The 26,690-nt window shown below is 30.4% G+C and carries 26 protein-coding genes, 1 pseudogene and 1 riboswitch; of the genes and pseudogenes, 15 read left to right on the forward strand and 12 right to left on the reverse strand.

Translation table 11 applies throughout. The features are described 5' to 3' along the window. Positions 1 to 392: 392 nt before the first annotated feature. Positions 393 to 668: a chorismate mutase gene (locus tag ACZ41D_RS05490; protein WP_464152920.1), complete on the forward strand. Its 276-nt coding sequence runs from the start codon at positions 393 to 395 to the stop codon at positions 666 to 668. A 138-nt stretch (positions 669 to 806) separates the two neighbouring features. Then, entirely contained in the window at positions 807 to 4,334 is a 3,528-nt protein-coding gene (gene nifJ, locus ACZ41D_RS05495) for a pyruvate:ferredoxin (flavodoxin) oxidoreductase (protein ID WP_464152921.1), read from the forward strand. A 26-nt stretch (positions 4,335 to 4,360) separates the two neighbouring features. Here nifJ and ACZ41D_RS05500 read toward each other — a convergent pair whose 3' ends face one another. Further along, on the reverse strand, positions 4,361 to 4,531 hold the full coding sequence (locus ACZ41D_RS05500) for a hypothetical protein (RefSeq protein WP_464152922.1): 171 nt from the start codon (positions 4,529 to 4,531) through the stop codon (positions 4,361 to 4,363). Between the two features lie 234 nt (positions 4,532 to 4,765). On the opposite strand from ACZ41D_RS05500, the gene ACZ41D_RS05505 reads away from it, so the two are divergent. Next, positions 4,766 to 5,248: a hypothetical protein gene (locus tag ACZ41D_RS05505; protein ID WP_464152923.1), complete on the forward strand. Its 483-nt coding sequence runs from the start codon at positions 4,766 to 4,768 to the stop codon at positions 5,246 to 5,248. Positions 5,249 to 5,424: 176 nt separating this feature from the next. Here the strand turns inward: ACZ41D_RS05505 and ACZ41D_RS05510 are convergent, their stop codons facing one another. Both ACZ41D_RS05510 and ACZ41D_RS05515 read right to left on the reverse strand, forming a co-directional pair. Continuing rightward, complete coding sequence (locus tag ACZ41D_RS05510; RefSeq protein ID WP_464152924.1) at positions 5,425 to 7,119, reverse strand: M3 family oligoendopeptidase; 1,695 nt, start codon at positions 7,117 to 7,119, stop codon at positions 5,425 to 5,427. A gap of 151 nt (positions 7,120 to 7,270) precedes the next feature. Beyond that, positions 7,271 to 7,453 carry a CDIF630_02480 family spore surface protein gene (locus ACZ41D_RS05515; RefSeq protein ID WP_464152925.1) on the reverse strand — a complete coding sequence of 61 codons (183 nt, stop codon included), beginning with the start codon at positions 7,451 to 7,453 and terminating at the stop codon, positions 7,271 to 7,273. 461 nt (positions 7,454 to 7,914) lie between these two features. Between ACZ41D_RS05515 and ACZ41D_RS05520 the strand changes: the two genes are divergently transcribed. Continuing rightward, positions 7,915 to 8,850, forward strand: a complete 936-nt coding sequence (locus ACZ41D_RS05520) for a hypothetical protein (RefSeq protein WP_464152926.1) — start codon at positions 7,915 to 7,917, stop codon at positions 8,848 to 8,850. Positions 8,851 to 8,879: 29 nt separating this feature from the next. Here the strand turns inward: ACZ41D_RS05520 and ACZ41D_RS05525 are convergent, their stop codons facing one another. The 4 genes from ACZ41D_RS05525 to ACZ41D_RS05540 all read right to left on the reverse strand — a co-directional run bounded on the left by ACZ41D_RS05525 (position 8,880) and on the right by ACZ41D_RS05540 (position 11,913). Next, positions 8,880 to 9,683, reverse strand: a complete 804-nt coding sequence (locus ACZ41D_RS05525) for a MetQ/NlpA family ABC transporter substrate-binding protein (RefSeq protein WP_464152927.1) — start codon at positions 9,681 to 9,683, stop codon at positions 8,880 to 8,882. Between the two features lie 13 nt (positions 9,684 to 9,696). Then, positions 9,697 to 10,347 (reverse strand): methionine ABC transporter permease, encoded by a 651-nt coding sequence (locus ACZ41D_RS05530; protein ID WP_464152928.1) that lies wholly within the window; start codon positions 10,345 to 10,347, stop codon positions 9,697 to 9,699. Then, positions 10,340 to 11,353, reverse strand: a complete 1,014-nt coding sequence (locus tag ACZ41D_RS05535) for a methionine ABC transporter ATP-binding protein (protein WP_464152929.1) — start codon at positions 11,351 to 11,353, stop codon at positions 10,340 to 10,342. Before ACZ41D_RS05535 ends, ACZ41D_RS05530 begins: the two co-directional genes overlap by 8 nt. A 115-nt stretch (positions 11,354 to 11,468) precedes the next feature. Next, a riboswitch (SAM riboswitch) is annotated at positions 11,469 to 11,574 on the reverse strand. Between the two features lie 81 nt (positions 11,575 to 11,655). Beyond that, complete coding sequence (locus tag ACZ41D_RS05540) at positions 11,656 to 11,913, reverse strand: YkuS family protein (RefSeq protein ID WP_464152930.1); 258 nt, start codon at positions 11,911 to 11,913, stop codon at positions 11,656 to 11,658. Between the two features lie 296 nt (positions 11,914 to 12,209). On the opposite strand from ACZ41D_RS05540, the gene ACZ41D_RS05545 reads away from it, so the two are divergent. From ACZ41D_RS05545 to ACZ41D_RS05555, 3 genes are all read left to right on the forward strand, one after another. Then, positions 12,210 to 12,416, forward strand: coding sequence for a hypothetical protein (locus ACZ41D_RS05545; RefSeq protein ID WP_464152931.1), 207 nt, complete (start codon positions 12,210 to 12,212; stop codon positions 12,414 to 12,416). Between the two features lie 18 nt (positions 12,417 to 12,434). After that, entirely contained in the window at positions 12,435 to 12,695 is a 261-nt protein-coding gene (locus ACZ41D_RS05550) for a spore coat protein (RefSeq protein WP_464152932.1), read from the forward strand. 549 nt (positions 12,696 to 13,244) lie between these two features. Further along, complete coding sequence (locus tag ACZ41D_RS05555) at positions 13,245 to 13,805, forward strand: GrpB family protein (protein ID WP_464152933.1); 561 nt, start codon at positions 13,245 to 13,247, stop codon at positions 13,803 to 13,805. A gap of 32 nt (positions 13,806 to 13,837) precedes the next feature. On the opposite strand, the gene ACZ41D_RS05560 is transcribed toward ACZ41D_RS05555, so the two are convergent. The 5 genes from ACZ41D_RS05560 to ACZ41D_RS05580 all read right to left on the reverse strand — a co-directional run bounded on the left by ACZ41D_RS05560 (position 13,838) and on the right by ACZ41D_RS05580 (position 19,545). Continuing rightward, positions 13,838 to 15,013, reverse strand: coding sequence for a dicarboxylate/amino acid:cation symporter (locus ACZ41D_RS05560; RefSeq protein WP_464152934.1), 1,176 nt, complete (start codon positions 15,011 to 15,013; stop codon positions 13,838 to 13,840). Positions 15,014 to 15,121: 108 nt separating this feature from the next. Next, on the reverse strand, positions 15,122 to 16,255 hold the full coding sequence (locus ACZ41D_RS05565) for an ABC transporter ATP-binding protein (RefSeq protein WP_464152935.1): 1,134 nt from the start codon (positions 16,253 to 16,255) through the stop codon (positions 15,122 to 15,124). A gap of 33 nt (positions 16,256 to 16,288) precedes the next feature. Then, the gene (locus ACZ41D_RS05570; protein ID WP_464152936.1) at positions 16,289 to 17,137 is read right to left on the reverse strand and encodes a carbohydrate ABC transporter permease; all 849 of its coding nucleotides are present in this window, start codon (positions 17,135 to 17,137) and stop codon (positions 16,289 to 16,291) included. Further along, a complete protein-coding gene (locus tag ACZ41D_RS05575) occupies positions 17,118 to 18,083 on the reverse strand; it encodes a carbohydrate ABC transporter permease (protein WP_464152937.1) in 966 nt (321 codons plus the stop codon). Before ACZ41D_RS05575 ends, ACZ41D_RS05570 begins: the two co-directional genes overlap by 20 nt. A 58-nt stretch (positions 18,084 to 18,141) precedes the next feature. Further along, a complete protein-coding gene (locus tag ACZ41D_RS05580) occupies positions 18,142 to 19,545 on the reverse strand; it encodes a sugar ABC transporter substrate-binding protein (RefSeq protein WP_464152938.1) in 1,404 nt (467 codons plus the stop codon). Positions 19,546 to 20,233: 688 nt separating this feature from the next. Here ACZ41D_RS05580 and ACZ41D_RS05585 point away from each other — a divergent pair. From ACZ41D_RS05585 to pyrE, 8 genes and pseudogenes are all read left to right on the forward strand, one after another. Then, positions 20,234 to 20,407: pseudogene (locus tag ACZ41D_RS05585) on the forward strand (CC/Se motif family (seleno)protein); the annotation flags it as partial. A 311-nt stretch (positions 20,408 to 20,718) separates the two neighbouring features. Continuing rightward, positions 20,719 to 21,642 (forward strand): aspartate carbamoyltransferase, encoded by a 924-nt coding sequence (gene pyrB, locus ACZ41D_RS05590; RefSeq protein WP_464152939.1) that lies wholly within the window; start codon positions 20,719 to 20,721, stop codon positions 21,640 to 21,642. A 1-nt stretch (position 21,643) separates the two neighbouring features. Further along, complete coding sequence (locus tag ACZ41D_RS05595; RefSeq protein ID WP_464152940.1) at positions 21,644 to 22,075, forward strand: aspartate carbamoyltransferase regulatory subunit; 432 nt, start codon at positions 21,644 to 21,646, stop codon at positions 22,073 to 22,075. A gap of 1 nt (position 22,076) precedes the next feature. Then, the gene (locus ACZ41D_RS05600) at positions 22,077 to 23,285 is read left to right on the forward strand and encodes a dihydroorotase (protein WP_464152941.1); all 1,209 of its coding nucleotides are present in this window, start codon (positions 22,077 to 22,079) and stop codon (positions 23,283 to 23,285) included. Continuing rightward, entirely contained in the window at positions 23,272 to 24,123 is an 852-nt protein-coding gene (gene pyrF, locus ACZ41D_RS05605; protein ID WP_464152942.1) for an orotidine-5'-phosphate decarboxylase, read from the forward strand. The genes ACZ41D_RS05600 and pyrF overlap by 14 nt, the downstream gene beginning before the upstream one ends. Continuing rightward, a complete protein-coding gene (locus ACZ41D_RS05610) occupies positions 24,116 to 24,856 on the forward strand; it encodes a dihydroorotate dehydrogenase electron transfer subunit (RefSeq protein ID WP_464152943.1) in 741 nt (246 codons plus the stop codon). The genes pyrF and ACZ41D_RS05610 overlap by 8 nt, the downstream gene beginning before the upstream one ends. Next, a complete protein-coding gene (locus tag ACZ41D_RS05615; protein WP_464153120.1) occupies positions 24,849 to 25,754 on the forward strand; it encodes a dihydroorotate dehydrogenase in 906 nt (301 codons plus the stop codon). Before ACZ41D_RS05610 ends, ACZ41D_RS05615 begins: the two co-directional genes overlap by 8 nt. A 3-nt stretch (positions 25,755 to 25,757) precedes the next feature. Continuing rightward, positions 25,758 to 26,315 (forward strand): orotate phosphoribosyltransferase, encoded by a 558-nt coding sequence (gene pyrE, locus ACZ41D_RS05620; RefSeq protein WP_464152944.1) that lies wholly within the window; start codon positions 25,758 to 25,760, stop codon positions 26,313 to 26,315. The last annotated feature ends 375 nt before the right edge of the window (positions 26,316 to 26,690 follow it).

The following is a 26,690-nucleotide window of genomic DNA, read 5'->3' on the forward strand; positions in this document are numbered from 1 at the left end:
TAAAAATGTGCCTAAGGGAACGGAAATTGAAATAGAAATTTCAGAGAAATTAAGAAGAAGGCTTGAGTTAGAAAGCAATATTCTATCAATATCGATTAAATAAAAATAGAGTGGATACATTGTTACAGATACAGTATTTTGGGCGAAAGACGGAGAAGAACAAAAATTTAAAATGATGTTTTCAATGGAATTGATACAATAATCATAGTAGTCAAAGTGGTAGGGGTTTACCTGACAGCACATGATGTAATCTTGATAATATGGTATAATGTTACAAGGTAAGCACAAGATAAGAATAAGACAGAAGTTTATCATATAATAATAAGAAAAATTAACTATCAAACAACTTTTTGATAGGATAAGTCTATTACAATTGAAAAGGAAGGGATAATATGAATGAGCTAGAAAATTTAAGAAAAGAAATCGATGAGGTTGATAAGGAACTTGTAAAGCTATTTGAAAAGAGAATGGAAGTAGTGTTAAAAATAGTTGAATATAAAAAAGCAAATGATATTCCAATATTTAATAGTAGCCGTGAAAATGAGATTATTCGGAAAAATACTGAGTATTTAAATAATAAACATTTAGAAAAATGGCTTAAAGATTTTTTCACATATATTTTGAAAATTAGCAAGGAATTTCAGAATGAAAAGATTTCTAATATATAAAGAATATAATAGTTTACAGACAAGAAACAGACCTTGATAAGGAACCTGTAATCTTGTCTGTTTTTTTATGTATTTTATTCCGAAATTGTTAAATAATAATTGATAAAGGAAAATACATAAAAGAATGGAGGATAAGATATGGTAAAGAAGACTAAGACTATGGATGGGAATGAGGCAGCTGCATATGTATCATATGCTTTTACAGAAGTTGCAGCTATTTATCCCATAACGCCTTCGTCTCCAATGGCTGAAGCTGTAGATTTATGGTCTGCAAAAGGAAAGAAGAACTTGTTTGGCGATAGAGTAAAAGTAGTGGAGATGCAATCTGAAGCAGGAGCTTCTGGTGCAGTCCATGGTTCACTACAAGGTGGAGCACTGACTACAACATATACTGCTTCACAAGGATTGCTTCTAATGATACCTAATATGTATAAGATAGCTGGAGAACTACTACCTGGAGTATTTCATGTAAGTGCTAGAGCAATAGCTGCACATGCATTATCTATATTTGGGGATCACCAAGATGTAATGGCAACAAGACAAACAGGATTTGCTTTACTTGCCTCAAGTAATGTTCAAGAAGTAATGGATCTAGGTGGTATAGCTCATTTATCAGCTATCAAGTCTAGAGTACCATTTTTACATTTCTTTGATGGGTTTAGGACATCTCACGAAGTTCAGAAAATTGAAGTTATGGACTATAAAGATTTAGAAAAGTTGTTGGATTATAATATGATAGAAGAATTTAGAAATAGATCATTAAATCCAGATAGACCAGTATTAAGAGGAACTGCTCAAAATCCAGATATATATTTTCAAGGTAGAGAAGCTGCAAATCCTTATTATGAAAAAGTTCCATATATAGTTGAGAACTATATGAAGGAAATAAGTAAAATAACTGGTAGAGAATATCATTTATTTGATTATTATGGTCACAAACAAGCTGAAAGAGTAATAGTTGCTATGGGTTCAGTTTGTGATGTCATAGAAGAAACCATTGATTATCTCATAGCTCAAGGAGAAAAGGTAGGAATGATTAAGGTACACTTGTATAGACCTTTTTCAGAAAAACACTTCTTATCTGTATTACCAAGTACAGTTAAGAAGATAGCTGTATTAGACAGAACAAAGGAACCTGGAGCACCAGGAGAACCCCTTTATCTAGATGTAAGAGATTTATTTTTTGATAAACAAGATAGACCTATTATTGTGGGAGGAAGATATGGATTAGGTTCTAAAGATACTACCCCATCACAAATTTTTGCAGTATTTAAAAATTTGGAACAAGATGATCCTAAGAATAATTTTACTATAGGGATTATAGATGATTTATCTATGACTTCTTTACCGGAAGAACAGGAAATAGATACATCACCAGAGGGAACAATAAGATGTAAGTTTTGGGGATTAGGCTCTGATGGTACAGTAGGTGCAAATAAAATGGCTATAAAGATTATAGGTGATAATACTGATCTATACGCACAAGGTTATTTTGAATATGATAGTAAAAAATCAGGGGGGACTACAATATCTCATTTGAGATTCGGAAAGAAACCTATAAAATCACCTTATCTTATACAAAAAGCTGACTATATAGCATGCCACAATAAATCATATATATATACCTATGATTTACTAAAAGGTTTGAAACAAGGTGGAACCTTTGTACTTAATTGTCCGTGGAAGGAAGATGAGCTTGCAGAAAAACTTCCTAATTCTATTAAAAGATATATCGCTCAAAATAATATAAACTTCTATATTATTGATGCTGTAGATATTGCTAAGAGAATAGGGTTAGGTGGTAGAATAAATATGATTATGCAAAGTGCGTTTTTTAAGCTTGCTAATGTTCTACCAATAGATGAGGCAGTTAAATATTTGAAGGAATCAGTAAATAAGACATATGGGAAAAAAGGTGATAAAATAGTCCAAATGAATTATGCAGCAGTGGATAAAGGGATAGAAGAACTAGTTAAGGTAAATGTACCTAAAGAATGGTCTGATTTAGAGGATGATGTTTTAGGTGAGAAAGAGGAACCTGATTTTGTTGCACGAATACAAAGCCCAATGGCTCGTAGGGAAGGGGATAATCTTTTTGTAAGCGTTTTTTCTAATATGGCAGACGGCACATTTCCTTTAGGTACAACAGCTTACGAAAAAAGAGGAATTGCAGTAATGATTCCTCAGTGGCAAATAGATAAGTGTATCCAATGTAATCAATGTTCTTTTGTATGTCCTCATGCTGTAATACGACCATTTTTATTAAATGAAGAAGAAAAGAGTAAAGCACCAAAAACTTTTGAAACAAAAAAGGCAGTGGGGAAAGGTCTAGAGGGATTAGAGTACCGTATACAAGTTAGTCCTCTTGACTGTACTGGCTGTAGCAATTGTGCAGATATTTGTCCTGCACCAGGAAAAGCTTTGGTTATGGTAGATGCAGAAGAGGAAATACTAAGGCAGTCAGACAATTGGGAATTTGCCGCTAACAATGTATCCTATAAGGATCATTTGATGAATAAAAATACATTAAAGGGCAGCCAATTTTCAAAACCATTGCTTGAATTCTCAGGGGCTTGTGCAGGATGTGGTGAAACTGCTTATATTAAGCTTGTTACACAACTATATGGTGATAGAATGATGATTGCAAATGCTACTGGTTGTTCTTCAATATGGGGAGGAAGTGCACCATCTATTCCATTTACTACTACATCTGAAGGCAAAGGACCTGCTTGGGCAAATTCACTATTTGAGGACAATGCAGAATATGGTCTTGGGATGTATATGGCTGTAAAGCATATAAGAGAGGGCTTAGCAAAACTAATGAAAGAAGCTATTAGTAGCGATTTAGATAGTGAATGTAAAGAAAGATTTGAAGAATGGCTTAAGAATATGTATGATGGTGAAGGTTCTAAAGTAGCAACTAAAAATTTGCTTCAGCTAATTCAAAGTGAAAAGTATAAGGATAATAAAATAATACAAGAAATATTAAAGAAAAAAGACTTTCTTATCAAAAAATCCCAATGGATTGTTGGTGGAGATGGTTGGGCCTATGATATAGGATATGGAGGACTAGATCATGTATTGTCCCTTGGTGAAGATGTAAATATCTTAGTATTTGACACTGAAGTATATTCCAATACTGGAGGTCAGGCCTCTAAAGCAACACCAACTGCTGCAGCTGCCAAGTTTGCTGCATCAGGTAAGAAGATTAGAAAAAAAGATTTAGGTATGATGGCGATGAGTTATGGGTATGTTTATGTAGCTCAAATAGCTATAGGAGCAAACATGGCACAAACAGTAAAGGCTATATCGGAGGCTGAAAGCTATAATGGACCATCATTGATTATATGCTATGCTCCATGTATAAATCATGGAATAAAGAGTGGTATGGCAAAATCAGTAAACCAAGAGAAATTAGCAGTACAGTCTGGATATTGGCATCTATATAGATATAATCCTTTGCTGAAAGAGGAAGGGAAAAATCCTTTTATTCTTGATTCTAAAGAACCTACTAAATCATTTAGAGATTTTATATTAAGCGAAGTAAGGTATTCACAGATACAAAATACTTTCCCTGAACTTGCAGAAGAGCTTTATAGAAAAGCTGAAGAGGATGCTATTGAAAGGTATAAGAGTTATAAAAGGTTAGCTGAAATAAAATATTAAGGAGCTGCATTTGCAGCTCCTTTAAACTAAAATTTAGTATCATCAACAGAGTCAAGCCATTCTTTAATTGGCTTAACGACTTCTTTTATGCATCCATCTACAAATGGATTTTTTATATTAGCTAATTCTACTAATTCTAAGAAAGGCTTACTTCCGCCAGCTTTATTACTATTTTCCCCATTTAGCCTTTTTTTCATCAGGTGTAGCGTAAAAGTCCAAAAAATCGGAGTTAAAAAATTTATAACTTGCAGTAATTTGACTCCGAAGTAATTATGCAATTATCTCAATTTGACAAAGAAGATATGTTATGTTACACTATACATATACAGATATTACCAATAAAAGAAAATATTATTTATAAAGTATATAGAAGTACTAATGAATTTTCTAACTACAAAAAATAATATTTAAATAAAAAGGGTGATATATTTATGAAAAAAATGTTGTATAATTTAAAAAAGAATATAAATCTAAATAATAGTAAATTTTATAAATTATACTTATCAATTTTTTCTTTACTTAATTTAGCATACTTATCTCTAGAAATATATAAATTTAAATTATGGAAATCATTTTCACTAATGGAGGAAATTCAACCTTTAAATTACAATAAGACTATGAGTATAACTCATGCCAATGGCGTTATAGAACGTTTAATGATTTGTGTTAATTTGTTATGCTTGATTATACTTATAATTAAAAAAAATAATATAAATACAAAGCAATTTTTGACAATTCATATTGTTTATTTATTTTTTGCTTCTATTTTTAGCTATATCCTTTCAATTATTTTTTCAACTACGATTGGTAATTTAATTGAACAACTTTTTGCAGCATATACAATGACGTTTGTAGTTTTATTATATTATATTTTAAAAAATATTCGTAAAACTTTATATGAAAAATCAAATTAGATAAGAGAGTGAATTCCACTCCTTGTCTTATTGTTTCATTTTGTTTTGGCTTTTATCCCTGAACTTGCAGAAGAGCTTTATAGGAAAGCTGAAGAATATGCTATTGAAAGGTATAAGAGTTACAAAAGGTTAGCTGAAATAAAATATTAAGGAGCTGCATTTTCAGCTCCTTTAAATTAAAATTTAGTATCATCAACAGAGTCAAGCCATTCTTTAATTGGCTTAACGACTTCTTTTATACATCCATCTTCAAATGGATTTTTAATATTAGCTAATTCTACTAATTCTAAGAAAGGTTTACTTCCACCAGCTTTACATAGCCTTAAATAATCTTTCCAAGCATTATTTCTATCATTTCTACATTTAATCCAAAATTGAAAAGCACATACTTGAGCTAGAGTATAATCAATATAATAGAAAGGTACTCCAAATATATGACCTTGTCTAAACCAGTAGCCACCTCTATTTAAGAAATCATTGTCTTCATAATCTCTGTGAGGTAGATATTTTTTTTCGATTTCTCTCCATTTAGCCTTTCTTTCATCAGGTGTGGCGTCAGGATTTTCATAGACAAAATGTTGAAATTCATCTACTGTTACTCCATAAGGAATAAATGTTACTGCACCAGCTAAATGGCTAAATTTATATTTTTCAGTATCTTCTTTAAAGAAAAGATCCATCCATGGCCAAGTGATAAATTCCATACTCATTGAATGTATTTCACATGCTTCATATGTTGGAGCTATATATTCAGGAACTTTATAGTCTCTACTTAGATACGCTTGAAATGCATGACCTGCTTCATGAGTTAAAACGTCTACATCTCCACTAGTACCATTGAAATTAGAAAATATAAATGGAGATTTATATTTTGGTATATATGTACAGTATCCACCACTCATTTTACCTTTTTTACTTACTAGGTCTAATAATTCTCTTTCTACCATGAAGTTGAAAAATTCTTCTGTTTCTTTTGAAAGCTCACTATACATTTTTTTACCATTATTAATAATCCATTCTGGGCTACCTTTAGGTACTGCATTACCTGTTAAATATTCTAAAGGTTCATCGTAATATTTCAAAGAATCTAGTCCTAATCTTTTTCTTTGTCTTTCTTTTAATTCTGTTGCAACAGGTACTAGATATTCATATACTTGTTTTCTATATCCTGCAACCATTTTAGCGTCATAATCAGTTCTTGACATTCTATCGTAACCTAATTGAACGAAATTTTTATAGCCTAATTTTTTAGCTATATTATGTCTTACTTTTACTAATTGGTCGTAGATATCATCAAATTGTTCCTCATTTTCTTTAAAGAAAGAAGTGTAAGCTTCATATGCTTTTTTTCTCATACTTCTATCCTTTGACTGCATAAATGGCTGCATTTGAGCTAAATTTCGTTCTTCACCTTCAAACATTATTTTAGCTGAAGCAATGAGTTTGTCGTATTTAGTAGCTAATTTATTTTCTTGAACCAAATCTGGAATTATTTCTTCAGAAAAAGTTTTAAGCTTTAACTCTGCTAGATTAAATAAATGTTTTCCCCATTTTTTTTCAAGATCATTTCTAAAATTAGAATTAACTAGTGCTTTATAATATTCTGAAATCATTTTTTCATACAAAGGCATATTTTCATCTATAAATTCTTGTTCTTTTTCATAAAATTCATCTTCAGTGTTAATTGAATGCCTTATATATACTAAATTAGTCATAGTTTCAACTTCTTCTCTAATGGAATTTATTTTTTCTATTATATTATTTTGCTCTTCGAAAGAAGCTGTTTTAAATTTTTGGATTAGATCTGATAAATCTTTCTCAATTTTTTTTAGAACAGGTCTTACATATTCGTAATCTTTAAATTTAATCAAAATATTCCCTCCTTAATATAGTGAGAAAATTGCATAATTCCGGCTGAGTCAAAATTTAATAAAATATTTTTATGCAATTTCCTAAAATGTAATTATCACGAATATATTATATCACATTTGCAATAAAATGGTAGAGCTGCATAATGCAGCTCTATTTTTGTACTTCATCAACCCATTCTTTGGCTTTTATAACACTTTCTAAGCTAGGTCTTGGCACTCTTGAGATAGGGTCTGTTTCTTCAATATCTGCCCAAGCAGCTGTTTGATTATTGGCTATAGGGATTTTATTATTCTTGACTTTCATTTTTTCTTTTTTATAATTTTGTTTTCTCAATATCATCACCTCATTATTAGTATTTACAATGAAAATAATTATAAAAATGCAATTTTTGCAAATGAAGAAGTAGAATAATTATGATTAAGTTAAATTTAAGCTTGAGTAAATTGTATAATTACTTTAAGGTCAAAATATTTTTAGAACGATTTTTATTGATATGAAGCTATAGATAAACAAGTCTAAGATTAAAGTATGTCTATGGAAAATCAACTTTCCCTGCTCCGGTATTCAAGCACTATTGAGGGTAAAGTATTAGGGTAGTGCTTGAATAAGTTGCGATGAAAATAGATTTTCCAAGGCATAATAATTAAAGTGTTGAAGTTGTTTATCTATATATATATCTTGGAATTAACATTACAAGAAATTAAATATAAGTTATAATATTTATGGGAAACAAGTTTAAAATTAAAATATTGAGCTTGTTTATCTATAATAATACCGATAAGGAGGGTTAATTGTTGAATAGAATAGATGACAAATTACGAGAATTAAAAGCAAATATGAAAGAAAGAGAAAGACTTTTAGGATTATTTAAAAAAGTTGAAGAGCAGATAAGGGAAGCGGAAAAACGAAAGAGTGAATTATATGAACGATTAAAAAAGGAAAATCTTGATGTAGAAAAGCTAGAAGGATTATCCTTATCTAATATTATTTATACTATTTCAGGAAGAAAATTAGAGAAAATGGAAAAAGAAAAGCAAGAGGCTATTGCTGCTAAACTAAAATATGATGTTGCTTGTGAAGAATTAAATGATTTATCAGAAGAAATATCTAAATTAAGAAAAAGGATAAATGAATTTGGAGATTTAGACAATGAATACAAAGAATTAATAAAAGAAAAAGAAAAAATGCTTTCTTCTACGTCGAAAAATATATCAGATAAGCTTAATAAAATCATGGATAGACAGTCTAGTATAATTAGTGAAAAAAAAGAGATAAAAGAAGCAATAGACGCTGGCAAAGATTTAAGAAATTCTCTTAATTATGCTAGTAGATCCCTTGATTCAGCAAGAGATTGGGGAGTATGGGATATGGTTGGCGGTGGAATGATATCAACTATGGTTAAACATTCTAAAATAGATGAAGCAAGAAATGAAATAAATAATGTTCAAGTGTTGGCAAAAAGGTTTCATAGGGAGCTTCAAGACATTGGACAGTCAATAAGTATAAATATTGATATTAGTTCATTTTTGACATTTGCCGATTACTTTTTTGACGGCATATTTGTTGATTGGGCAGTTCAGTCAAAAATAAATGATGCAAGATATAATGTTAATGATGCAATATGTAAAGTAGACAATATATTGAGTAAATTAGAAAGAGAATATACAGCTATTAGTGATGAATACGAAAAACTTGAAAAAGAAAGACTGGACATAATTGAAAATGGATAAGAATTATAAAAGCAGCCATTTGGCTGCTTTTAAAAGGCTGGAACTACTCCACCATCATAATTTTCTTCGATGAATTTTTTTACTTTTTCTGATTGTATAGCTTTAATTAAAGCTTCAAATTTTGGGTCATTTTCATTATCTTTTCTTACTGCTATTATATTAACGTAAGGAGAATTGCCATCTTCTAAAATAAGTGCATCTTCAGTAGGAGTTAGACCTGCGTCTAATGCAAAGTTACCATTTATTACTGCACCATCGAAATCTTTAAGAACTCTTGGTAGTTGAGCAGCTTCGAGTGTTTCAAATTTTAAATTTTTAGGATTTTCTGCTATATCTTTTTCTGTTGCTTCTAATCCAGCATCATCCTTAAGCTTGATTAATCCATTATTTTGAAGAAGTATCAATGCTCTTCCTTCATTTGTAGGATCATTTGGTATAGCTATTGTTGAGCCATCTTTTAAGTCTTCAATATCATCTATCTTATCAGAATAAAATCCCAAAGGTTCAATATGAACTGCAACCAATGATACTAAGTCTAAATTATTTTCTTTAGCGAAATTATCTAAATATGGTTTATGCTGAAAAAAATTAGCATCTATTTCACCATCAGCAAGAGCCATATTTGGCGTAACATAATCTGTGAATTCGATGATTTTTAATTCTATACCTTCAGCTTTTAAGTCATCTTTAATTAATTCTAGTATTTGAGCATGGGGCACTGGTGAAGCACCAATAGAAAGGACACTTTCATCATCACCTTTTTCACCACAACCTGACAATACTAAACTACTTATTAGAATAAAAGTTAATAATAACAAAATTGACTTTTTCATTTATACATTCCTCCTACTTTTTATTAATTTTTGTTGAAATCTTATTTCCAGCTAATTGAACTATTTGAACGAGTAATATGATTAAAATTACAGATACAAACATAACATCACTTTGAGAACGATATAGTCCATATCTAATTGCTAAATCTCCAAGGCCACCTCCTCCTATAGCTCCAGCCATTGCGGAATACCCTATTAAATTTATTATAGTAATAGTTATTCCGAGGACTAACGAGGGCAAGGCTTCTGGTATTAATACCTTAAATATTATTTGAGGTACTGAAGCACCCATAGATATGACTGCTTCAATAACTCCTTTATCTACTTCTTTAAGAGATGATTCTATTATCCTAGCTGCAAAAGGAGCTGCTGCTATTGATAGAGGGACTATTGTTGCTGTAGTTCCAATAGTTTTTCCTACTATGATCCTAGCAAGTGGAAAAGCTATTACCATCAAAATGATAAATGGTATGGAACGACAAATATTTACTATAGTTTCTAATATTTTATTTAAAAATGGTTTTTCCCATATAGAACCTTTTTCAGTAATGACTAATAATATACCTAGAGGAAAACCTAAAAGTAAAGAAAAAAAACCAGAAAATGAAACCATATATAGTGTTTCCAAAAGTGAAGGCAACACTAATTCTGTAATGTTATCCATTCCAAATCACCTCCATTCTAACTTGCTGTTTATTTAACCATTCGATAGCTTTATCTATTTCTACTTTTTCTCCTGTGATTTGAATAAGTAGATTACCTACACTAGTAGACATTAATTCATTTATATTACCAGATAAAATATTTACATCTATTTCAAAATTTCTTATCATTTGAGATATTATCGGTTTTTTAGATGATTCTCCTACATAGCTTAATCGGTAAACTCTAGAACCTGGTATTTTAGGGAAATTTATTTCTTCTTGATCATATTTTTTTATATCAGATATAAATGTTCTCGCAGTTTTTGTTTTAGGATTAGCAAAAACTTCTTTTACACTACCTAATTCTATAATCTTTCCTCCTTCAATAATTGCTACTCTGTCGCATATATCCTTTATTACTTCCATTTGATGTGTAATAAGCACAATTGTTAGATTAAGCTCTTTTTGCACCTTTTTTAACAGTTTAAGTATAGATTTAGTTGTTTTAGGGTCAAGAGCAGAAGTTCCTTCATCACTTAAAAGCACATCGGGTTCGTTTGCTAGTGCTCTTGCAATAGCAACTCTCTGTTTTTGCCCTCCACTTAATTCTGAAGGATAAGAATTTTTCTTGTCGGATAAATTCACTAACCTTAGTAGTTCTTCTACTCTATTTTTTATTTTATCTTTGTTTAAGCCTTCTATTTCTAAAGGAAAGGCAATATTACCAAAAACTGTCCTAGAGTTTAGAAGATTAAAATGTTGAAAAATCATTCCTATTTTTTTTCTTGTTTTTTTCAATTCTGATTTATTCATGCTTGTTATTTCTTTTCCGTTTATATGAATTTCACCACTACTAGGTTCTTCTAAACGATTAATACATCTTATTAGTGTAGATTTTCCAGCTCCACTTAATCCAATTATGCCAAAAATTTCTCCCTTTTCTATCGTGAGATTAATATTATCTAATGCATGTATATTACCATCACTACTTTTATATATCTTATTTAAATTTTTAATTTCAATCATAAATTTCACCCCTTTATTAAATTAATTTACTAAGTAATAATACTAATGTAAAAGCCCCATATAGGGGCTAAATAAAAAACCTCTTTCAAGAGAAAGAGGTTAAAATAGTCAAACCCCCTTATCTTTCGGTATATACCGCTGGAATTAGCACCTCGTATTTTGAATAAAATACAGGTTGCCGGGTTTCATAGGGCCAGTCCCTCCACCTCTCTAGATAAGAGTTTATTTTTTTACATTATTATTTATATTTAAACCTATTTTAGCTATTATATTATTATTTGTCAAGTGATATGCATAAAAAATTATTTTCCTGATAATAAAGAATATACATCTTTAGGGGTTTTACCCTTTGCTTCAATAATCGGTGCAGCATTTATGTAGTTAGGGTGTAGTTCTGGAGTAACTTTATTTATGTCTTCTATAATTATACCATCATAATCAGAATTCATTACATTACCTATATTTTCCTTTACATAAAGTTTATGAACATCGTATCCTGATTTTTTAAAATAATTAATATATGAATCTAAAGTGTTTTCTACTACTACTTTTCTAGTCATATTTTCACCTCCTGATATATAAATGTTGAAATCATGTAATAATATTTTCAAATATGTATGATGATAGTGTATGTAAAATTTTAACGATAAAATATCAGATAATTCAGTAATCGTTTAATTTTCTCACTAATTATTATTAACAAATAATAAAACAATTATAATGGGAAAGAATATACGAATTAGAGTTTTAAAAAGTAAATGTAAAAAAATATTTTAATTATAAAATTATACAGGTAATAATTAAATCACTTTTGACGCACAATATTAACGATGTAAATAAAGAAAGGAGATGTATTATGACATTACAAAACACTTTAAACTTAAGTAATATTACTCAAATAGAACTAGAAAATATAAGAGAAATAGTTGGTTCACACAAATTAATGGCTACAAAACTTGAAACTTATGCACAACAATGCCAAGATCCTCAAATCAAACAGATGTTTAGTCAAGGTGCACAGTCAGCAAAAACAACAGTACAAAACTTAACACAATCTTTATAAATTGTTAGGAGGGTATGTATGCAAGAAAAAGATATGGTAAGTGATGTAATGTCTATGACAAAAGCTAGTATAAATAATTATGCAAAAGCAATAACTGAATGTTCATGTAATAATTTAAGAAGTGCATTACAGCAGCTAAGAAATGAAGCTGAACAATTCCAATATCAGTTATACCAAGTAGCTGAACAAAAGGGCTACTATAACCCATCACAAAAAGCAAGTAAACAAGATATTCAACAGGTGAAATCTCAATTATCTCAAGGAACAAATATGAGATAATTAATAAGCTCCCTAAATGGGAGCTTTTTTTGCATGACAAGGGGACGTTTCGTTTGTCATTTGATCTTTGCTAGGGAAAATAATATGTTAAATTTATTATGTTTAACGACTGAGGAAATTGCATAATTACTACAAAGTCAAATTTCTGCAATTTCCTCGACTTAATATTGAAGGAAAAAGCAAATAAAAATAGAATTATAAAATATCAAATTCTAGATAAATTGAAAAAGGTTTGTCTGTTTGAATTAAATTAATAGAAGTGATTTTTATGAAAAAAAGCTATAATTCAACTTGTAAATTTTCTTAGAATATTTAATTATGAAATTTTATCGCTATAGGTAAACAATTTCAACACTTTAATTATTATGCCTTGGAAAATTTACTTTCATCGCGACTTATTCAAGCACTACCCTAATACTTTACCCTAAATAGTGCTTAAATACCGGAGCAGGGAAAGGTGATTTTCCTTAGACATACTTTAAGTTTAATTTTTGTTTACCTATATATATAAAGTTTAATTGGAGAAATCAAAAGATACTGGAGGAAGAAATGAAAAAAATAATAGTAGAAAAATACAATCCTATATGGAAGGAAGAATTTGAGAAAGCGAAATCTTTTTATGAAAAATTATTGGAAGAAGTTGATGCAGAAATTGTACATGTTGGTAGCACATCAGTAGAAGGATTATGGGCAAAGCCAATTTTAGATATCGATATTATTGTAAACGATACAGTAGATAGTGAAAAAGTAATAAAGTTGTTAGAAAGTGTTGGTTATATTCATGTTGGCAACTTAGGTGTTGAAGGACGGGAAGCTCTTAAATATTCTGATGATAATCCTCATATAAAGTGGATGGAGCACCATTTATATGTATGCATAAGAGGTAGTGAAAATTTGAGAAATCACTTATTATTAAAAAAGCATTTGTGCAGTAACAAAAAAGCTGTAGAAGAATATAGTAAATTAAAGCGTGAACTTGCTGAAAAATATCCTAATGATATTGATTCATATATAGATGGAAAAACTGAATTGATAGCAAGTTTCTTAAAAGCTGAAGGAATGGATAAAGACGAGCTTGAGAGAATTAAATCTATTAATAAGAAAGAATAGAACAATAAAAATAAACCCCATAGATTAGGAGTTTATTTTTTTCTGTTTCTTTTTGCGATTTTATCAATTATAATTGCTATTGCACCATCTCCTGTAACATTAGTAGCTGTACCGAAGCTATCCTGAGCAAAATGAATAGCTATCATAAGACCTTGCTGTGCTTCTGTAAACAATAGCATATCTTCTAAAAGTCCTAGTGCTGCATATACACCTCCACCAGGAATACCAGGTGCTGCAACCATTGTTACTCCTAACATCAATATAAAAGGAAACATAGTTGCAAATGTTGGGGTAGTACCTGAAATCAACATTACACCCATAGATGCAAGAACTAGTGTTATCGTATCTCCAGCTAAGTGAATGGTTGCTCCTAAAGGAATAACAAAGTCAACTATATCTTCTGAGATTTTATTTTTTCTAGCACTTTCAAGGGTTACTGGTATAGTAGCAGCTGAAGATTGAGTACCTAATGCAGTGAAATATGCTGGGAGCATATTTTTTATTGCAGTAAAAGGATTCTTACCGCTTAATAACCACGCTATTGTATATTGAATGATAATATAAGTTATTTGCAATATGATTATTAATGCAAACACAGAAGAAAACGCTTTGATTATTTGGAAGATTCGCCCTTCTGTTGTTAGTTTTGCAAATATACCCGCAATGTGAATTGGGATAAAAGGTATTATGACTTTTTGAACTACTAAGCTAATAACATCTTGGAAATCTCTTAAAGCCTCAAATAATGTTTTTCTTTTAATACTTGCCATTCCTAATCCTAGTACAAAAGCTGTAACTAAGGCAGTCATTACTCCCATCATTGCTGGAATTTCAATGGTGAAATATGGAGCAAGGTCTAGCGAGGACTCTTGAGCTGCATTCCCTGCCTTTATTACATTTGGAAGAATTGCTGATCCAAAGATAAATGCAGCTATACCAGCGATAACAGCTGAAATATAGGCTATTGCAGCTGTTAAACCTAATAGTTTACCTGCACCTCTACCTAAGTCAGCGATACCAGGTGCAACAAAACCAATTATTATGAAAGGTATGATAAACCCTAAAAAGTTTCCAAATATACTTGTGAAAGTGCTGAAAAGCTTAACAATTATATAGAATTTAGCTGCTTTTGATATCAACCCTATTACTATACCTAAAATTATACCAGCAATAAGCTTTGGCAGAAGATCTATTTTTTTATTTTTCATTTTAGTGCTCCTTTCTAGTTATGGTTTATTTTTATTTTTTCAATAAATAGGTTGTTTTATTAATATATTTTTATTAACTAAAAAAAGTACATGAACAGAGTTGCTGTTTTATGAAGCAACTACTCTATCCATGTACTTTTCAACTTTATTCATATGCTTTCTTAGTGATTTCCCACTTTTACTATCAAAGAGATGAATTTTATCTAAATCAAATTTAACATATACTTTATCGCCTATATTAGCAGTGTAGTTTTGTGGTGCAATTATTTTGACTTTGTTACTGCCTATTTTAACATTTACCAATTTATCTCTTCCTAGAGGTTCAATCACGTATATTTCACCTTTAACAGCATTATGAATTTCATTGGTTAGAGTCATATTTTCAGGTCGGATACCTAGAATGATTTTTTCTTCATTCTTAATCTTTACATATCTTTCAAAAATCCTTTTAGGTAGCTCAATTTTAAATGATTTTTCTTTAAGTATAATTTTATTATTTTCTTGAATACAGATTAGTTCTATAAAATTCATAGGAGGATTTCCAATAAATTTTGCGATAAAGAGATTTTTGGGTGTCATGTAAAGGTCTTCAGGTGTTCCAAAGTCTTGTAATACACCTTTATTCATGACAGCAATTTTATCACACATAGAAAGAGCTTCAGTTTGGTCATGGGTTACGAAAACAGTTGTTATTCCTAAATCATTTTGAAGTTTTTTTATTTCTGCTCTCATCGAAATTCTAAGATTTGAATCAAGATTTGATAAAGGTTCATCTAGTAGCAAAAGTTTGGGTTCTTTTACAAGAGCTCTGGCAAGTGCTACTCTTTGCTGCTGACCGCCAGAAATGTGGTTTGGTAATCTGTCTAACAAAGAATCTACATGAAATTTATTTGCTATTTCATTTACTTTTTTATTAATAATTTCTTTAGGTACTTTTCTTAATTTAAGTGGAAAAGCAATATTTTGTGCAATAGTCATATAAGGATAAAGGGCATAATTTTGAAAACACATACCTATGTTTCTGTCTTTTGGAAGGACATTATTAACTATCTTATCATCAAAAACAATCTCCCCTTCATCTGGTGTGTAAATTCCTGCGAGAATTAATAATGTAGTTGTTTTTCCACAACCTGACGGACCTAGTAATGCTACGAATTCTCCATCTTTAATGTTTAGATTTAAATTATTAACAGCGACAAAATCGCCAAATCTTTTAGTTAAATTTCTTATTTTTATTTCCATGTTATACCCTCCTGTATAGAATTTTTTTAAGAATTATTTTTTGATACCTCCAAATTGAACTTTCATTAGAGATTTTTGAGAAACAAGGAAAAATACTATAACTGGAATTAGGTAAAACAATCCAGCTGCTGCTAACAAGCCATAATCAAGAAATTTGAAATTACCAATTAGATTCTTTAAGAATACTGCAAGAGTGTAGTTTTCACTACTAAACAAAAATATATATGAGTAAATGAATTCAGACCATCCAGCAAGAAATGCAAAAATTGCTACTGCAGAAATTCCAGGCTTTACGTGTGGAAGTATAATCTTATACCACGTTTGAAATCTACTGCATCCATCTATATATGCAGCCCATTCTATATCCTTGGGAATTTCATCAAAAAATCCTTTTATCATCCAAGTTGCCATGGGTAACTCTAATGCTACCTTTACTAAAACTACTCCTATGATACTGTCTGTTAGTGACATGAAATTCAATACATAAAAAAGTGCTATTAAAAGGGCAACACCTGGGAAAGCATGGAGTAATATGGTAGATTTCATTATAAAATCTTTTCCCCAAAAATCCATTCGAGAAAGTGCAAAACCTGCTAAGAGACTTATTATAACTTCAAGTATGGTGATACTGCCTGCTAACATGATACTGTTTAATGTAATAGGCCATATACTTTTAAACTCAGTTAGACCTAGCTTAATTTGACTCCATAAAAATCTCCAATTCTGTATTGTTAAATCTTTTGGAAATATACCAAAAGTTAGCTGAGAAGAAATAGATCTTGAAAAAAGCCACAAGTATGCAAATATTATTGGCAATGTTACTAAAATAAGAAAAATGTATATAGAAGCTTTAAAGACAAAACTAGTTATTCGTTGCTTCAATGTGATTCCTCCTTAAAGATTTTATGTCATTTTTATATCTTTCAACTTTTCCACCATTCATCATAGACTCATAGCCAAATAGTTTCAACATAATAAGGGCAATTATCATAGAGATTATTACAAGTACCATGGATAATGCAGCACCATATCCAAACTCATAATTCTTAAACGCTTTATGATATGAATAAAGGGACCAAACTTCACTTCTATTTAGAGGACCTCCGTCAGTTATGAGTAGTATGTACTCATATGAAGTTATAAGTGAAAGGGTTTGCCATATTGACATAAACATTATAGGCCATTTTAAAAATGGTACTATAACATACTTTATAATATCCCAAGTTGAGGCACCATCAACACTAGCTGCTTGAAAATAAGATTTTGGTATAGATTTAATGGCTGATGAAAATACTACCATCCCTAAAGATGCTCCTATCATTCCATTTGCAATAATTATAACTGCCATAGGATTATCTAATAACCAGTTTTGAGGAGGAAGTTTAAAAATATTATTTGATATCATATTTAACATACCAGCTTCTGTAGGATCTAAAAACCACAACCATAGTAAGGCATAAATTACTGCTGGAGTCATACGAGGAAACATCCAAAGAGTTTTAAACAACAGTCCAACATTTTCATTTTTCATAAAATAGGTTGTGATAAGTGCTAGTATAAATCCGAAGCCAACATTAATAATTAGTGTAAAAAATACATATTTTAGTGTATTAATTGCTACAATGCTTGTATTTTTATCTTTAAAAAGTTGTATATAATTTTTAAATCCAATAAAATTCCAATTTAGAGAAAAATCCATATCAGTAAAAGACATAATAAAAGTTAATATTACAGGTATAAAATAGAAAAAGAAAATTAGTAGTAAAAATGGTGCCATAAATGGTAGTGCTGTGAAGAATGAATTCAATGATTTTTTTGTCTGATGCACAAATAATTCTCCTTTCTTTTAGAATTAATGGGGGGCTGATGCCCCCATAACAAAATCTTTAATCAGTAAATACAATATTTTTTATATCATTTTTAACTTGATTTTCCATCCAATTTAAAGCCTGTTCTGCATCATATTCGCCTATTTCTATTGCTTGAATAGCTTTGAAAAATGCGCTGGTTAATTTTCCAAATTCAGGATGATTTGGTTGAATTGTCGTATAATTTAGCATATACTGTACATCGCTTAAGAATTTGTTTTCTTTATAAACAGGGTCTTGTGCTGCACTAGGACTTATTACCAAGTGTCCAGAACCTACTGCATGTTTAGCATTGTATTCTGGTTGAGAAGCAAGTGCTACAAGTGCAAAAGCAAGATCTGGATGTTTTGTATTAGAATTTATTACATATACATATGGTTGTGAAAGAGTGATAGGGCTATCTCCTTCTTTTGCTGCAGGAATAAGGGCATATCCTATGTTTTCAAACATATAATCTTCACTTAATTTGCCAAGTTCTCTATGATATTCTACTTCCTGATATTCAGCCCAATGCCATGTTCCTCCGTACCAAAATAGTACATTGCCTTCAACCCAGTCTTGGTGAATTTGTCGCCATTCCATAGAAGTCATACCTGTTGGTACAACTTTAGCTACTTGTGAGATTTCATAGAAATAATCTAAAGCGTCCTTTATTGCTTGTTTATCAAATACTAATTTACCACTATTATCATCATATAGCTTACCACCAAAATCGTAAATCATTGAAACAAAAAATGCTCCATTGTTTGGTCTGTGATATATTCCAGCTTTAGCTACACCTTTGTCAACTGCTTCCTTAGCTAATTCTGTCATATCTTTTAGGGTGAATTTTCCTTCTTTAATTTCATCAGGTAGTGCTGAAATTTTATCTTCAGACCAACCTAATTTTCTCAAGATATCCTTTCTAAAATATAATGGTCTTGCTTCAGTATCTTGTGGAACACCGTATGTTTTAGATTGCCATTTTGTTGAATCCCAAAGATTTGGATAAATATCTTTTATATATTCACTCCATTCTGAGTTATTTATATAATCATCTAGAGCGAGTATATATCCGCCTTCAGCCATCATTGGTACATCTGAATGACTTATGACTCTTATATCTGCACCTTTGTTAGATTTATGAGCAAGAATAAATTTTTGATTATATTCATCATATCCTGAAGAAACATGACTAACATTTACTTGTATTTTTTTGTTTTCACCTTTTTCTTCAAGAATTTTATTTAACTCTTCTGCAGCTTCCTGTAGATTTGATACTCTTGTAGAATCTGCAGGAGAGCCGTAAGATTCTACATTAAAAACAATTTCTTGTGTTGTGGATTTTGATACAGGTTCTGAATCTGCATTTTTTTCACAACCAGTTAAAATAATGGAAACTATAAGGATTGAAACTAGAAACAATTTTGTAAATATTTTCATTATATTTACCCCCTTATACAATAAAAATTTGTACTAGCATCAAAATCCTTAAAAATTTAAGCAAACATAACTACATGTCACCACTCCCTTTCTAATTGCTATAAGAATTATATGTTAATAAACTGAATTTTCAGTTTCATTGAATTAATAGCAATATTTCCTTGATATGGTGACATTAGTAATAAATAACATAAGGCAAAACACTATAAATATCTTGCCTTTATATTTTTTATTAAATTAAAAAATATTAATGAAAAACAAGGATATTAAAAGAAATTTTTAAAAGTGAAAGAGTTATTGTAAAGAAGCAAGAGGTTACTTGCAAAAATTACAATAATTAATTTTAATACTTTATTAAGCAGTTATAAATAAATGTTTTTAATGATTTAGATTTATTTTTTATTTGAATTTTACATGGAAAAGAGTTTATTCTAGTAGTTTCTATTTCTAATTTTAATAAAAAAATTTTATTTGTCAAGTATATTAGAAAGTAATATCGTTGCAGACTATAAAATATATACCCATATATGGTATAATATAAAAAAGTAAAGTATAAGGAGGGTCGTTGATGAAAATTATCATTGAAAAAGATGCAAAGGAGTTTATAGAGAAAAATTCACAGGATAATTCTATAAGTTTGGAGGCTGTAAAAGCTGGATGTGGGTGAACGACTTTCTATGAACCATCAGTTAGGATGGGGCCACCAAAAGATAATAGGAAATATAATAAATATGAAATCGATGGCATAAAAATCTACTTGGATGTTGATATGAGAGCCAAAAAAGACATATTGAAAATTAGACTTACTAGATTTTTATGGAAGAAAGAAATAAAAGTTGATGGATTAATACTTATGAAGTAAGTAATAGAACTATAGTTCAGTTTAAATGAGAGCCTTTTTCTAGTTAGAATAGTTTATTTTTAAATTGATGTTTGGATTTTAAAATATATAAAGATTAATTGGCCTAATTAATTTTTATTGACTTTTAAAAAATGCTATGTTAATATACATAAAGAGCCTTTAATCTGGTCCAGAGAGGCCGGGAAGGAAAATTGATATGTATATTTATATTAGGAATATGTGCAATTTTACCTTCCCATAAAATGGAAGGTTTTTTTATACAAAAAATCGCCTTTAAAATAGTTCTGTGAGACTAAAAAGGAGGAATGTACATGTTAAAAGGAAGACATTTACTTGAACCAAGCGATTTTACGATTCAGGAATTAGAAGAAATTTTTGATTTAGCACAATTAATTATTAAAAATCCTGAACAATATTCCCACGCTTGTGAAAACAAAATTTTAGCAACCTTATTTTATGAACCTAGTACTAGAACTAGACTAAGCTTTGAAGCAGCTATGTTAAGACTAGGTGGAAAAATAATAGGATTTTCTGAAGCTAGTTCAAGTTCAGTTGCAAAGGGAGAAAGCATAGCTGACACTATAAGAACTGTAGGCTGTTATGCAGATATAGCAGTCTTGAGACATCCAAAGGAGGGAGCACCGAGAGTTGCTTCTATGCATTCGAATATTCCAGTAATTAATGCTGGGGATGGTGGACATCAGCACCCAACTCAAACATTAACTGATCTTCTTACGATTAAATGTGCAAAAGGGCATTTTTCAGATTTAACTATAGGTCTTTGTGGAGACCTTAAATTCGGAAGAACAGTCCATTCTCTTATTAAAGCAATGTCACGTTATCAGAACGTAAAATTCATACTTATCTCACCTGAAGAGTTAAAAATCCCAAATTATATTAGAAAAGAAGTTATTGAAAAACACAATATTGAATACCTAGAAGTAGAAAAAATGGAGGATGTTATTGATAAGCTTGATATTTTATATATGACTAGAGTCCAAAGAGAGAGGTTTTTCAATGAAGAAGACTATGTAAGACTTAAAGATAGCTATATTCTTGATAGGAATAAACTGCAAAAAGCAAAAAGTGATATGCATATATTACATCCTCTTCCAAGAGTTAATGAAATAGCCACTGAAGTAGACAGTGATCCAAGAGCATTTTATTTTAAACAAGCAAAGTACGGAATGTTTGTTAGAATGGCTTTAATAATGAAATTATTGGGGGTGGAATAATATGATCAAAATAAATAGCATTGAAAAAGGAATTGTAATTGACCATATCAAAGCAGGACACGGAATAAAGATTTTCAATTATTTAGGTTTAGATAAAGCAGATTTTTGTGTCGCTCTTATTAAAAATGCTCCTAGTTGCAAAACTGGAAGAAAGGATATAATAAAGATTGATAATATTATAGATATAGATTTTACAGCTTTAGGATTAATAGATCCAAATATTACTATAAATATCATTGAAGGAGAAAGGATAAAGGAAAAAATCAAGCCAGAGTTACCAGTAAGAGTTGAAAACATCATTAAATGCAAAAATCCTAGATGTGTTACTTCTATTGAAAGAGATATTGACCATATATTTTTACTCGTAGATCCTGAAAAAGGTCAATACAGATGCCAATATTGTGATGAAGTATATACTTTGGCGGAGGTATAAAATGGAGTTACTAATAAAGAATGTAAGGATTGTAGATGCTTTTTTAGATTTCAAAGGTGATGTATATATAAAAGACGGAAAGATAGGAGAGATAGGTGAAATAATAGACAAAAAATGCAATACAATACAAGGGAAGAAGTATACGCTTCTTCCCTCATTTATAGATATGCACTGCCATTTTAGAGACCCTGGATTTACCTATAAGGAAGATTTGCTTAGTGGAAGTCTTGCTGCTATAAAGGGAGGTTATACTGCAGTAAATCTTATGGCTAATACTAAACCTATATGTAGCAGTATGAATACAGTAGATTATGTATTACAAAAAGCTAAAAAAATTAATTTAGTAGATATCCACCAAACTGTTTCTATTACAAATAATTTTGATGGAAATGACATAAGCCACTTAGACAAATTAGATTCTAGAGTAAAGTTTATTTCTGATGATGGTAAAGGAGTTCAAAATAGTGTTGTAATGTATAATGCAATGAATAAAGCTAAGAAAAAGAATATATGTGTTGTCTCTCATGCTGAAGATGAAGATCTAGTTAAGTATAGTACAAGACTTTCAGAGGATGTTATGACAGCGAGAGATATAATTCTTGCAGGATATACGAAAACACATCTTCACCTTGCACATGTTAGTACAAAAGGATCAATGAAAGAGATAATAAACGGTAAAAAACAAGGATTTAACATTACATGTGAGGTAACTCCTCATCATATAGCAGTGGTCAATAATATAGGATATAAGGTTAATCCTCCTATTCGCGATAAAGAAGATGTAGAATTTCTCATAAATGCTATTAAAGAAGGTTGGGTAGATGTTATAGCTACTGACCATGCTCCTCATACCAAAGAAGATAAAGCAAAAGGAGCACCAGGTATATCTGGGTTAGAAACAGCTTTTTCAGTTTGCTATACTTCATTAGTTAAAAACAAAAACATATCATTAAATAAGTTATCTCAACTTATGTCATTAAATCCTGGGAAGATTATGGGATTAAATAAAGGAAGGATAAATGAAGGGTATGACGGGGATTTAGTTCTTGTTGACTTAGATAGTAAAGTTAGTATAGATTCAGAAAAATTTTATTCTAAAGGGAAGAATACACCATTTAATGGTATGGAGTTTTGGGGTAAAGTAATATGTACTATAAAGGCAGGAAAAATAGTATACGGAGAGGAGAATTTGACTGATGATAATAGATAAACTTTATGAGAGGGTAAAAAAAGTAGGAAATGTATGCGTTGGTCTTGATACTTCACTAGATTATATTCCTGTAGATTTTAGAAAGAAATTTGAAAATATAGAAGATGCTATATTTCATTTTAATAAGAAAATCATAGATGCTACATGTGATATCGTATCATGCTTTAAAGTTCAAATTGCTTATTATGAAGCTTATGGATTAAAAGGACTTGCCGCATACAAAATGACTTTAGATTATTTAAGGAAAAAAAATATGATAATAATTGCAGATATAAAAAGAGGGGATATTTCTAAAACTGCAGAGATGTATGCAAAGGCACATTTTACAGGAGATTTTGAAAGTGATTTTATTACTTTAAATCCTTATATGGGAATAGATACATTAGAACCTTATCTTCCATATGTAGAGAAAAAAGATAAAGGAGTTTTTGTTTTATTAAGAACTTCTAATAGAGGGGCACAAGATTTTCAATACTATGAAAATAAAGAAGAAAAAAGGCTTTACCATGAGGTGTCTGAGAAGGTAAATAATGTAGCTCAACGATATTTAGGAAATTGTGGATATAGTAGTATTGGAGGAGTAGTAGGAGCAACATTTGAAGACCAAAGCCTAAGGAAAAAACTAAACAATATGTTTTTTCTCATACCAGGATATGGAGCACAAGGAGGTACTGCTAAAGACGTAAGAAGATATCTCAATGATGGAAATGGTGGGGTAGTGAACTCATCAAGAGGAATACTTTTAGCTTATAAAAACTTTGAAGACGGCGAAGAAAACTTTGATATATATGCTAGAAAAGCTGTTCAGAATATGAGGGAGGCTTTAGAGAATGAATAGTAAATATGTCAGAGCAAAGATATATGAGAATAGGCAAATAGCAGAAAATATTTTCAAATTAACAGTAGAGGGAAATCATAAAGGAAAGCCAGGTCAATTTTATATGACTAGATCATGGAATATAGAACCTTTTTTATCTAGACCTATTAGTATACATGATTTAACCTATGATAAACTTTCTTTTCTATATGAAGTAAGAGGAAAGGGAACTAAAATATTAAGTAGGCTAAAAAAAGGTGATTTTATAGAATTGCTAGGACCTCTTGGAAATGGATTTAATATAAAAAATATAAAAGGAAGAGTTGCTATAGTATCAGGAGGCATAGGTATAGCACCAATGTATTATTTAGTAAAATCCTTAAAAGTATGCAATATTGATTTTTATTGTGGGTTTAGAGATAAGCCATATATTATTGATGAGTTACAAAAATATACAGATAATATATATATTTCGACTGATAATGGCATATATGGGCATAAGGGCTATATTGTAGAAATATTTAATCCCAGAAAATATGACATAGTTTTATCTTGTGGTCCGGAAATCATGATGAAAAAGGTAGTAGAAGAATGTAGTAATTGTGATATATCAGCATACATTTCTATGGAAAATCATATGGCTTGTGGTGTTGGTGCATGTTTAGGATGTACTTGCAATACAAAAAATGGCAACAAAAGGATATGCAAGGAAGGTCCAGTATTTTTAGGCAGGGAAGTGATATTTGATGATTAGCAGTGTAGAGATATGTGGAGTTGCATTTAAAAACCCTGTGATTGCAGCTTCTGGTACTTTTGGATTTGGAGAAGAATTTTCACCATATTTTGATATAAATAAATTAGGCGGTATATGCACAAAAGGACTTACGTTAAATAAAAAGGAAGGTAATAAAGGAATAAGGATTTATGAAACTACTGGAGGCTTGATGAATAGTATAGGGTTGCAAAACCCAGGGATACAGAGTTTCATAGAAAATGAACTTCAAAGAATGATGGAACTTGATACTGTGACTATAGCAAATTTAGGTGGTGGAACTATAGAGGAATACATTGAAGGTATTAAAATGCTAAATGATACCCAAATTCCTCTTATTGAGCTAAATATATCTTGTCCAAATGTTAAGCATGGAGGAATGGCTTTTGGTATAAAATCTGATATGGCAAGGGAAGTAGTTTCACAGGTAAAAAGGGCAACTAATAAACCTGTGATTGTAAAACTTTCTCCCAATGCTGAAAATATAGTTGATATGGCAGTAGAATGTGAAAAAGCTGGAGCAGATGGATTGTCTCTAGTAAATACTTTTAAGGCTATGGCTATTGATATAAATAAGAAGAAACCTGTGTTTAATAATATTACAGCAGGACTATCTGGTCCTGCTATAAAGCCAATTGCATTGAGGATGGTTTATGAGGTATCAGGTGCAGTCAATATTCCTATTATAGGTATAGGTGGGATAACATCATGGCAAGATGCTATAGAGTTTATCATGGCAGGAGCTACTGCAGTTCAAGTTGGAAGTGGCAATTTTATTAAACCTAATATAATGGTTGATATTATTGAGGGCATAGAAGATTTTATGAAAAGAGAAGGGATAAAAAATATAGAAGAGATTAAAGGAATAATAAGGAGGTAAATTATGGTTATAGATTTATTAAAAGAAACAGGAGCTTTTTTAGAAGGACATTTTTTATTATCATCTGGAAGACATAGCAATAGATATGTGCAGTGCGCTAAACTTTTGCAATATCCTGAAAAGGCAGAAAAGGTTCTTAATATTACTGTGGAAAAGTTAAAGGATAAAAAATTTGACATAGTAGTAGGACCAGCAATGGGAGGAATAGTAGTAGCTTATGAGCTTGGAAGACAGTTAGGTTTGCCTGCTATATTTGCAGAAAGAGAAGAGGGTATCATGACATTTAGAAGAGGATTTACTATAGAAAAAGGTCAAAAAGTATTGATTGGGGAAGATGTAGTAACTACAGGTAAATCTTCCTTAGAAGTTGCTAAAGTTATAGAGGACTTAGGAGGAATAGTTGAAGGTATAGCATGTATAGTGGATAGAAGTGAAAAAGATTTAGGATATCCTGTATATAGTGCCACTAAGCTAAAGATAGATACATATACAAAAGAAGAATGTCCTCTTTGTAAAGAAGGTATTCCATATATAAAGCCGGGCAGTAGGAAAATTGTTTAGGAAGAAGGATGAGTTAATTGGATTTAGAAAGATTAAAAAAACAAAAGAAAAAAGGGGTCAGGCTTGAAATATTCCCTTACGCAAATAAGGGGATAGGTACTATGTTTGAACGGCATAGCACAAAATTAGTTAGTAAAAGTTAATAGTTTTTCATGAAAAACTATTAACTTTTTAGAATAGGTATAACAAAAATACCCTTTAAACTATATAAGAAATTATAGAATTATAGAGTCCTTTAATTGATGGACTCTTTATTTTATCTTAGAGTATAATTTTAGTAGGCAAAAACAACAAAAATGAAAAAGATGCCCGAAAGCACCTTTAACATATATGAATCATCCAATATAATAGTAATTAATAAGAAAACTATAAAAG

The organism is Brassicibacter thermophilus (assembly GCF_055378355.1).

Coding starts and splice junctions, on each gene's coding strand:
- ACZ41D_RS05490 (WP_464152920.1), top strand. CDS start 393: ATGAATGAGCTAGAAAATTTAAGAAAAGAAATCGATGAGGTTGATAAG.
- nifJ (WP_464152921.1), top strand. CDS start 807: ATGGTAAAGAAGACTAAGACTATGGATGGGAATGAGGCAGCTGCATAT.
- ACZ41D_RS05500 (WP_464152922.1), bottom strand. CDS start 4,531: ATGAAAAAAAGGCTAAATGGGGAAAATAGTAATAAAGCTGGCGGAAGT.
- ACZ41D_RS05505 (WP_464152923.1), top strand. CDS start 4,766: ATGAAAAAAATGTTGTATAATTTAAAAAAGAATATAAATCTAAATAAT.
- ACZ41D_RS05525 (WP_464152927.1), bottom strand. CDS start 9,683: ATGAAAAAGTCAATTTTGTTATTATTAACTTTTATTCTAATAAGTAGT.
- ACZ41D_RS05530 (WP_464152928.1), bottom strand. CDS start 10,347: ATGGATAACATTACAGAATTAGTGTTGCCTTCACTTTTGGAAACACTA.
- ACZ41D_RS05535 (WP_464152929.1), bottom strand. CDS start 11,353: ATGATTGAAATTAAAAATTTAAATAAGATATATAAAAGTAGTGATGGT.
- ACZ41D_RS05540 (WP_464152930.1), bottom strand. CDS start 11,913: ATGACTAGAAAAGTAGTAGTAGAAAACACTTTAGATTCATATATTAAT.
- ACZ41D_RS05545 (WP_464152931.1), top strand. CDS start 12,210: ATGACATTACAAAACACTTTAAACTTAAGTAATATTACTCAAATAGAA.
- ACZ41D_RS05550 (WP_464152932.1), top strand. CDS start 12,435: ATGCAAGAAAAAGATATGGTAAGTGATGTAATGTCTATGACAAAAGCT.
- ACZ41D_RS05555 (WP_464152933.1), top strand. CDS start 13,245: ATGAAAAAAATAATAGTAGAAAAATACAATCCTATATGGAAGGAAGAA.
- ACZ41D_RS05560 (WP_464152934.1), bottom strand. CDS start 15,013: ATGAAAAATAAAAAAATAGATCTTCTGCCAAAGCTTATTGCTGGTATA.
- ACZ41D_RS05565 (WP_464152935.1), bottom strand. CDS start 16,255: ATGGAAATAAAAATAAGAAATTTAACTAAAAGATTTGGCGATTTTGTC.
- ACZ41D_RS05580 (WP_464152938.1), bottom strand. CDS start 19,545: ATGAAAATATTTACAAAATTGTTTCTAGTTTCAATCCTTATAGTTTCC.
- pyrB (WP_464152939.1), top strand. CDS start 20,719: ATGTTAAAAGGAAGACATTTACTTGAACCAAGCGATTTTACGATTCAG.
- ACZ41D_RS05595 (WP_464152940.1), top strand. CDS start 21,644: ATGATCAAAATAAATAGCATTGAAAAAGGAATTGTAATTGACCATATC.
- ACZ41D_RS05600 (WP_464152941.1), top strand. CDS start 22,077: ATGGAGTTACTAATAAAGAATGTAAGGATTGTAGATGCTTTTTTAGAT.
- pyrF (WP_464152942.1), top strand. CDS start 23,272: ATGATAATAGATAAACTTTATGAGAGGGTAAAAAAAGTAGGAAATGTA.
- ACZ41D_RS05610 (WP_464152943.1), top strand. CDS start 24,116: ATGAATAGTAAATATGTCAGAGCAAAGATATATGAGAATAGGCAAATA.
- ACZ41D_RS05615 (WP_464153120.1), top strand. CDS start 24,849: ATGATTAGCAGTGTAGAGATATGTGGAGTTGCATTTAAAAACCCTGTG.
- pyrE (WP_464152944.1), top strand. CDS start 25,758: ATGGTTATAGATTTATTAAAAGAAACAGGAGCTTTTTTAGAAGGACAT.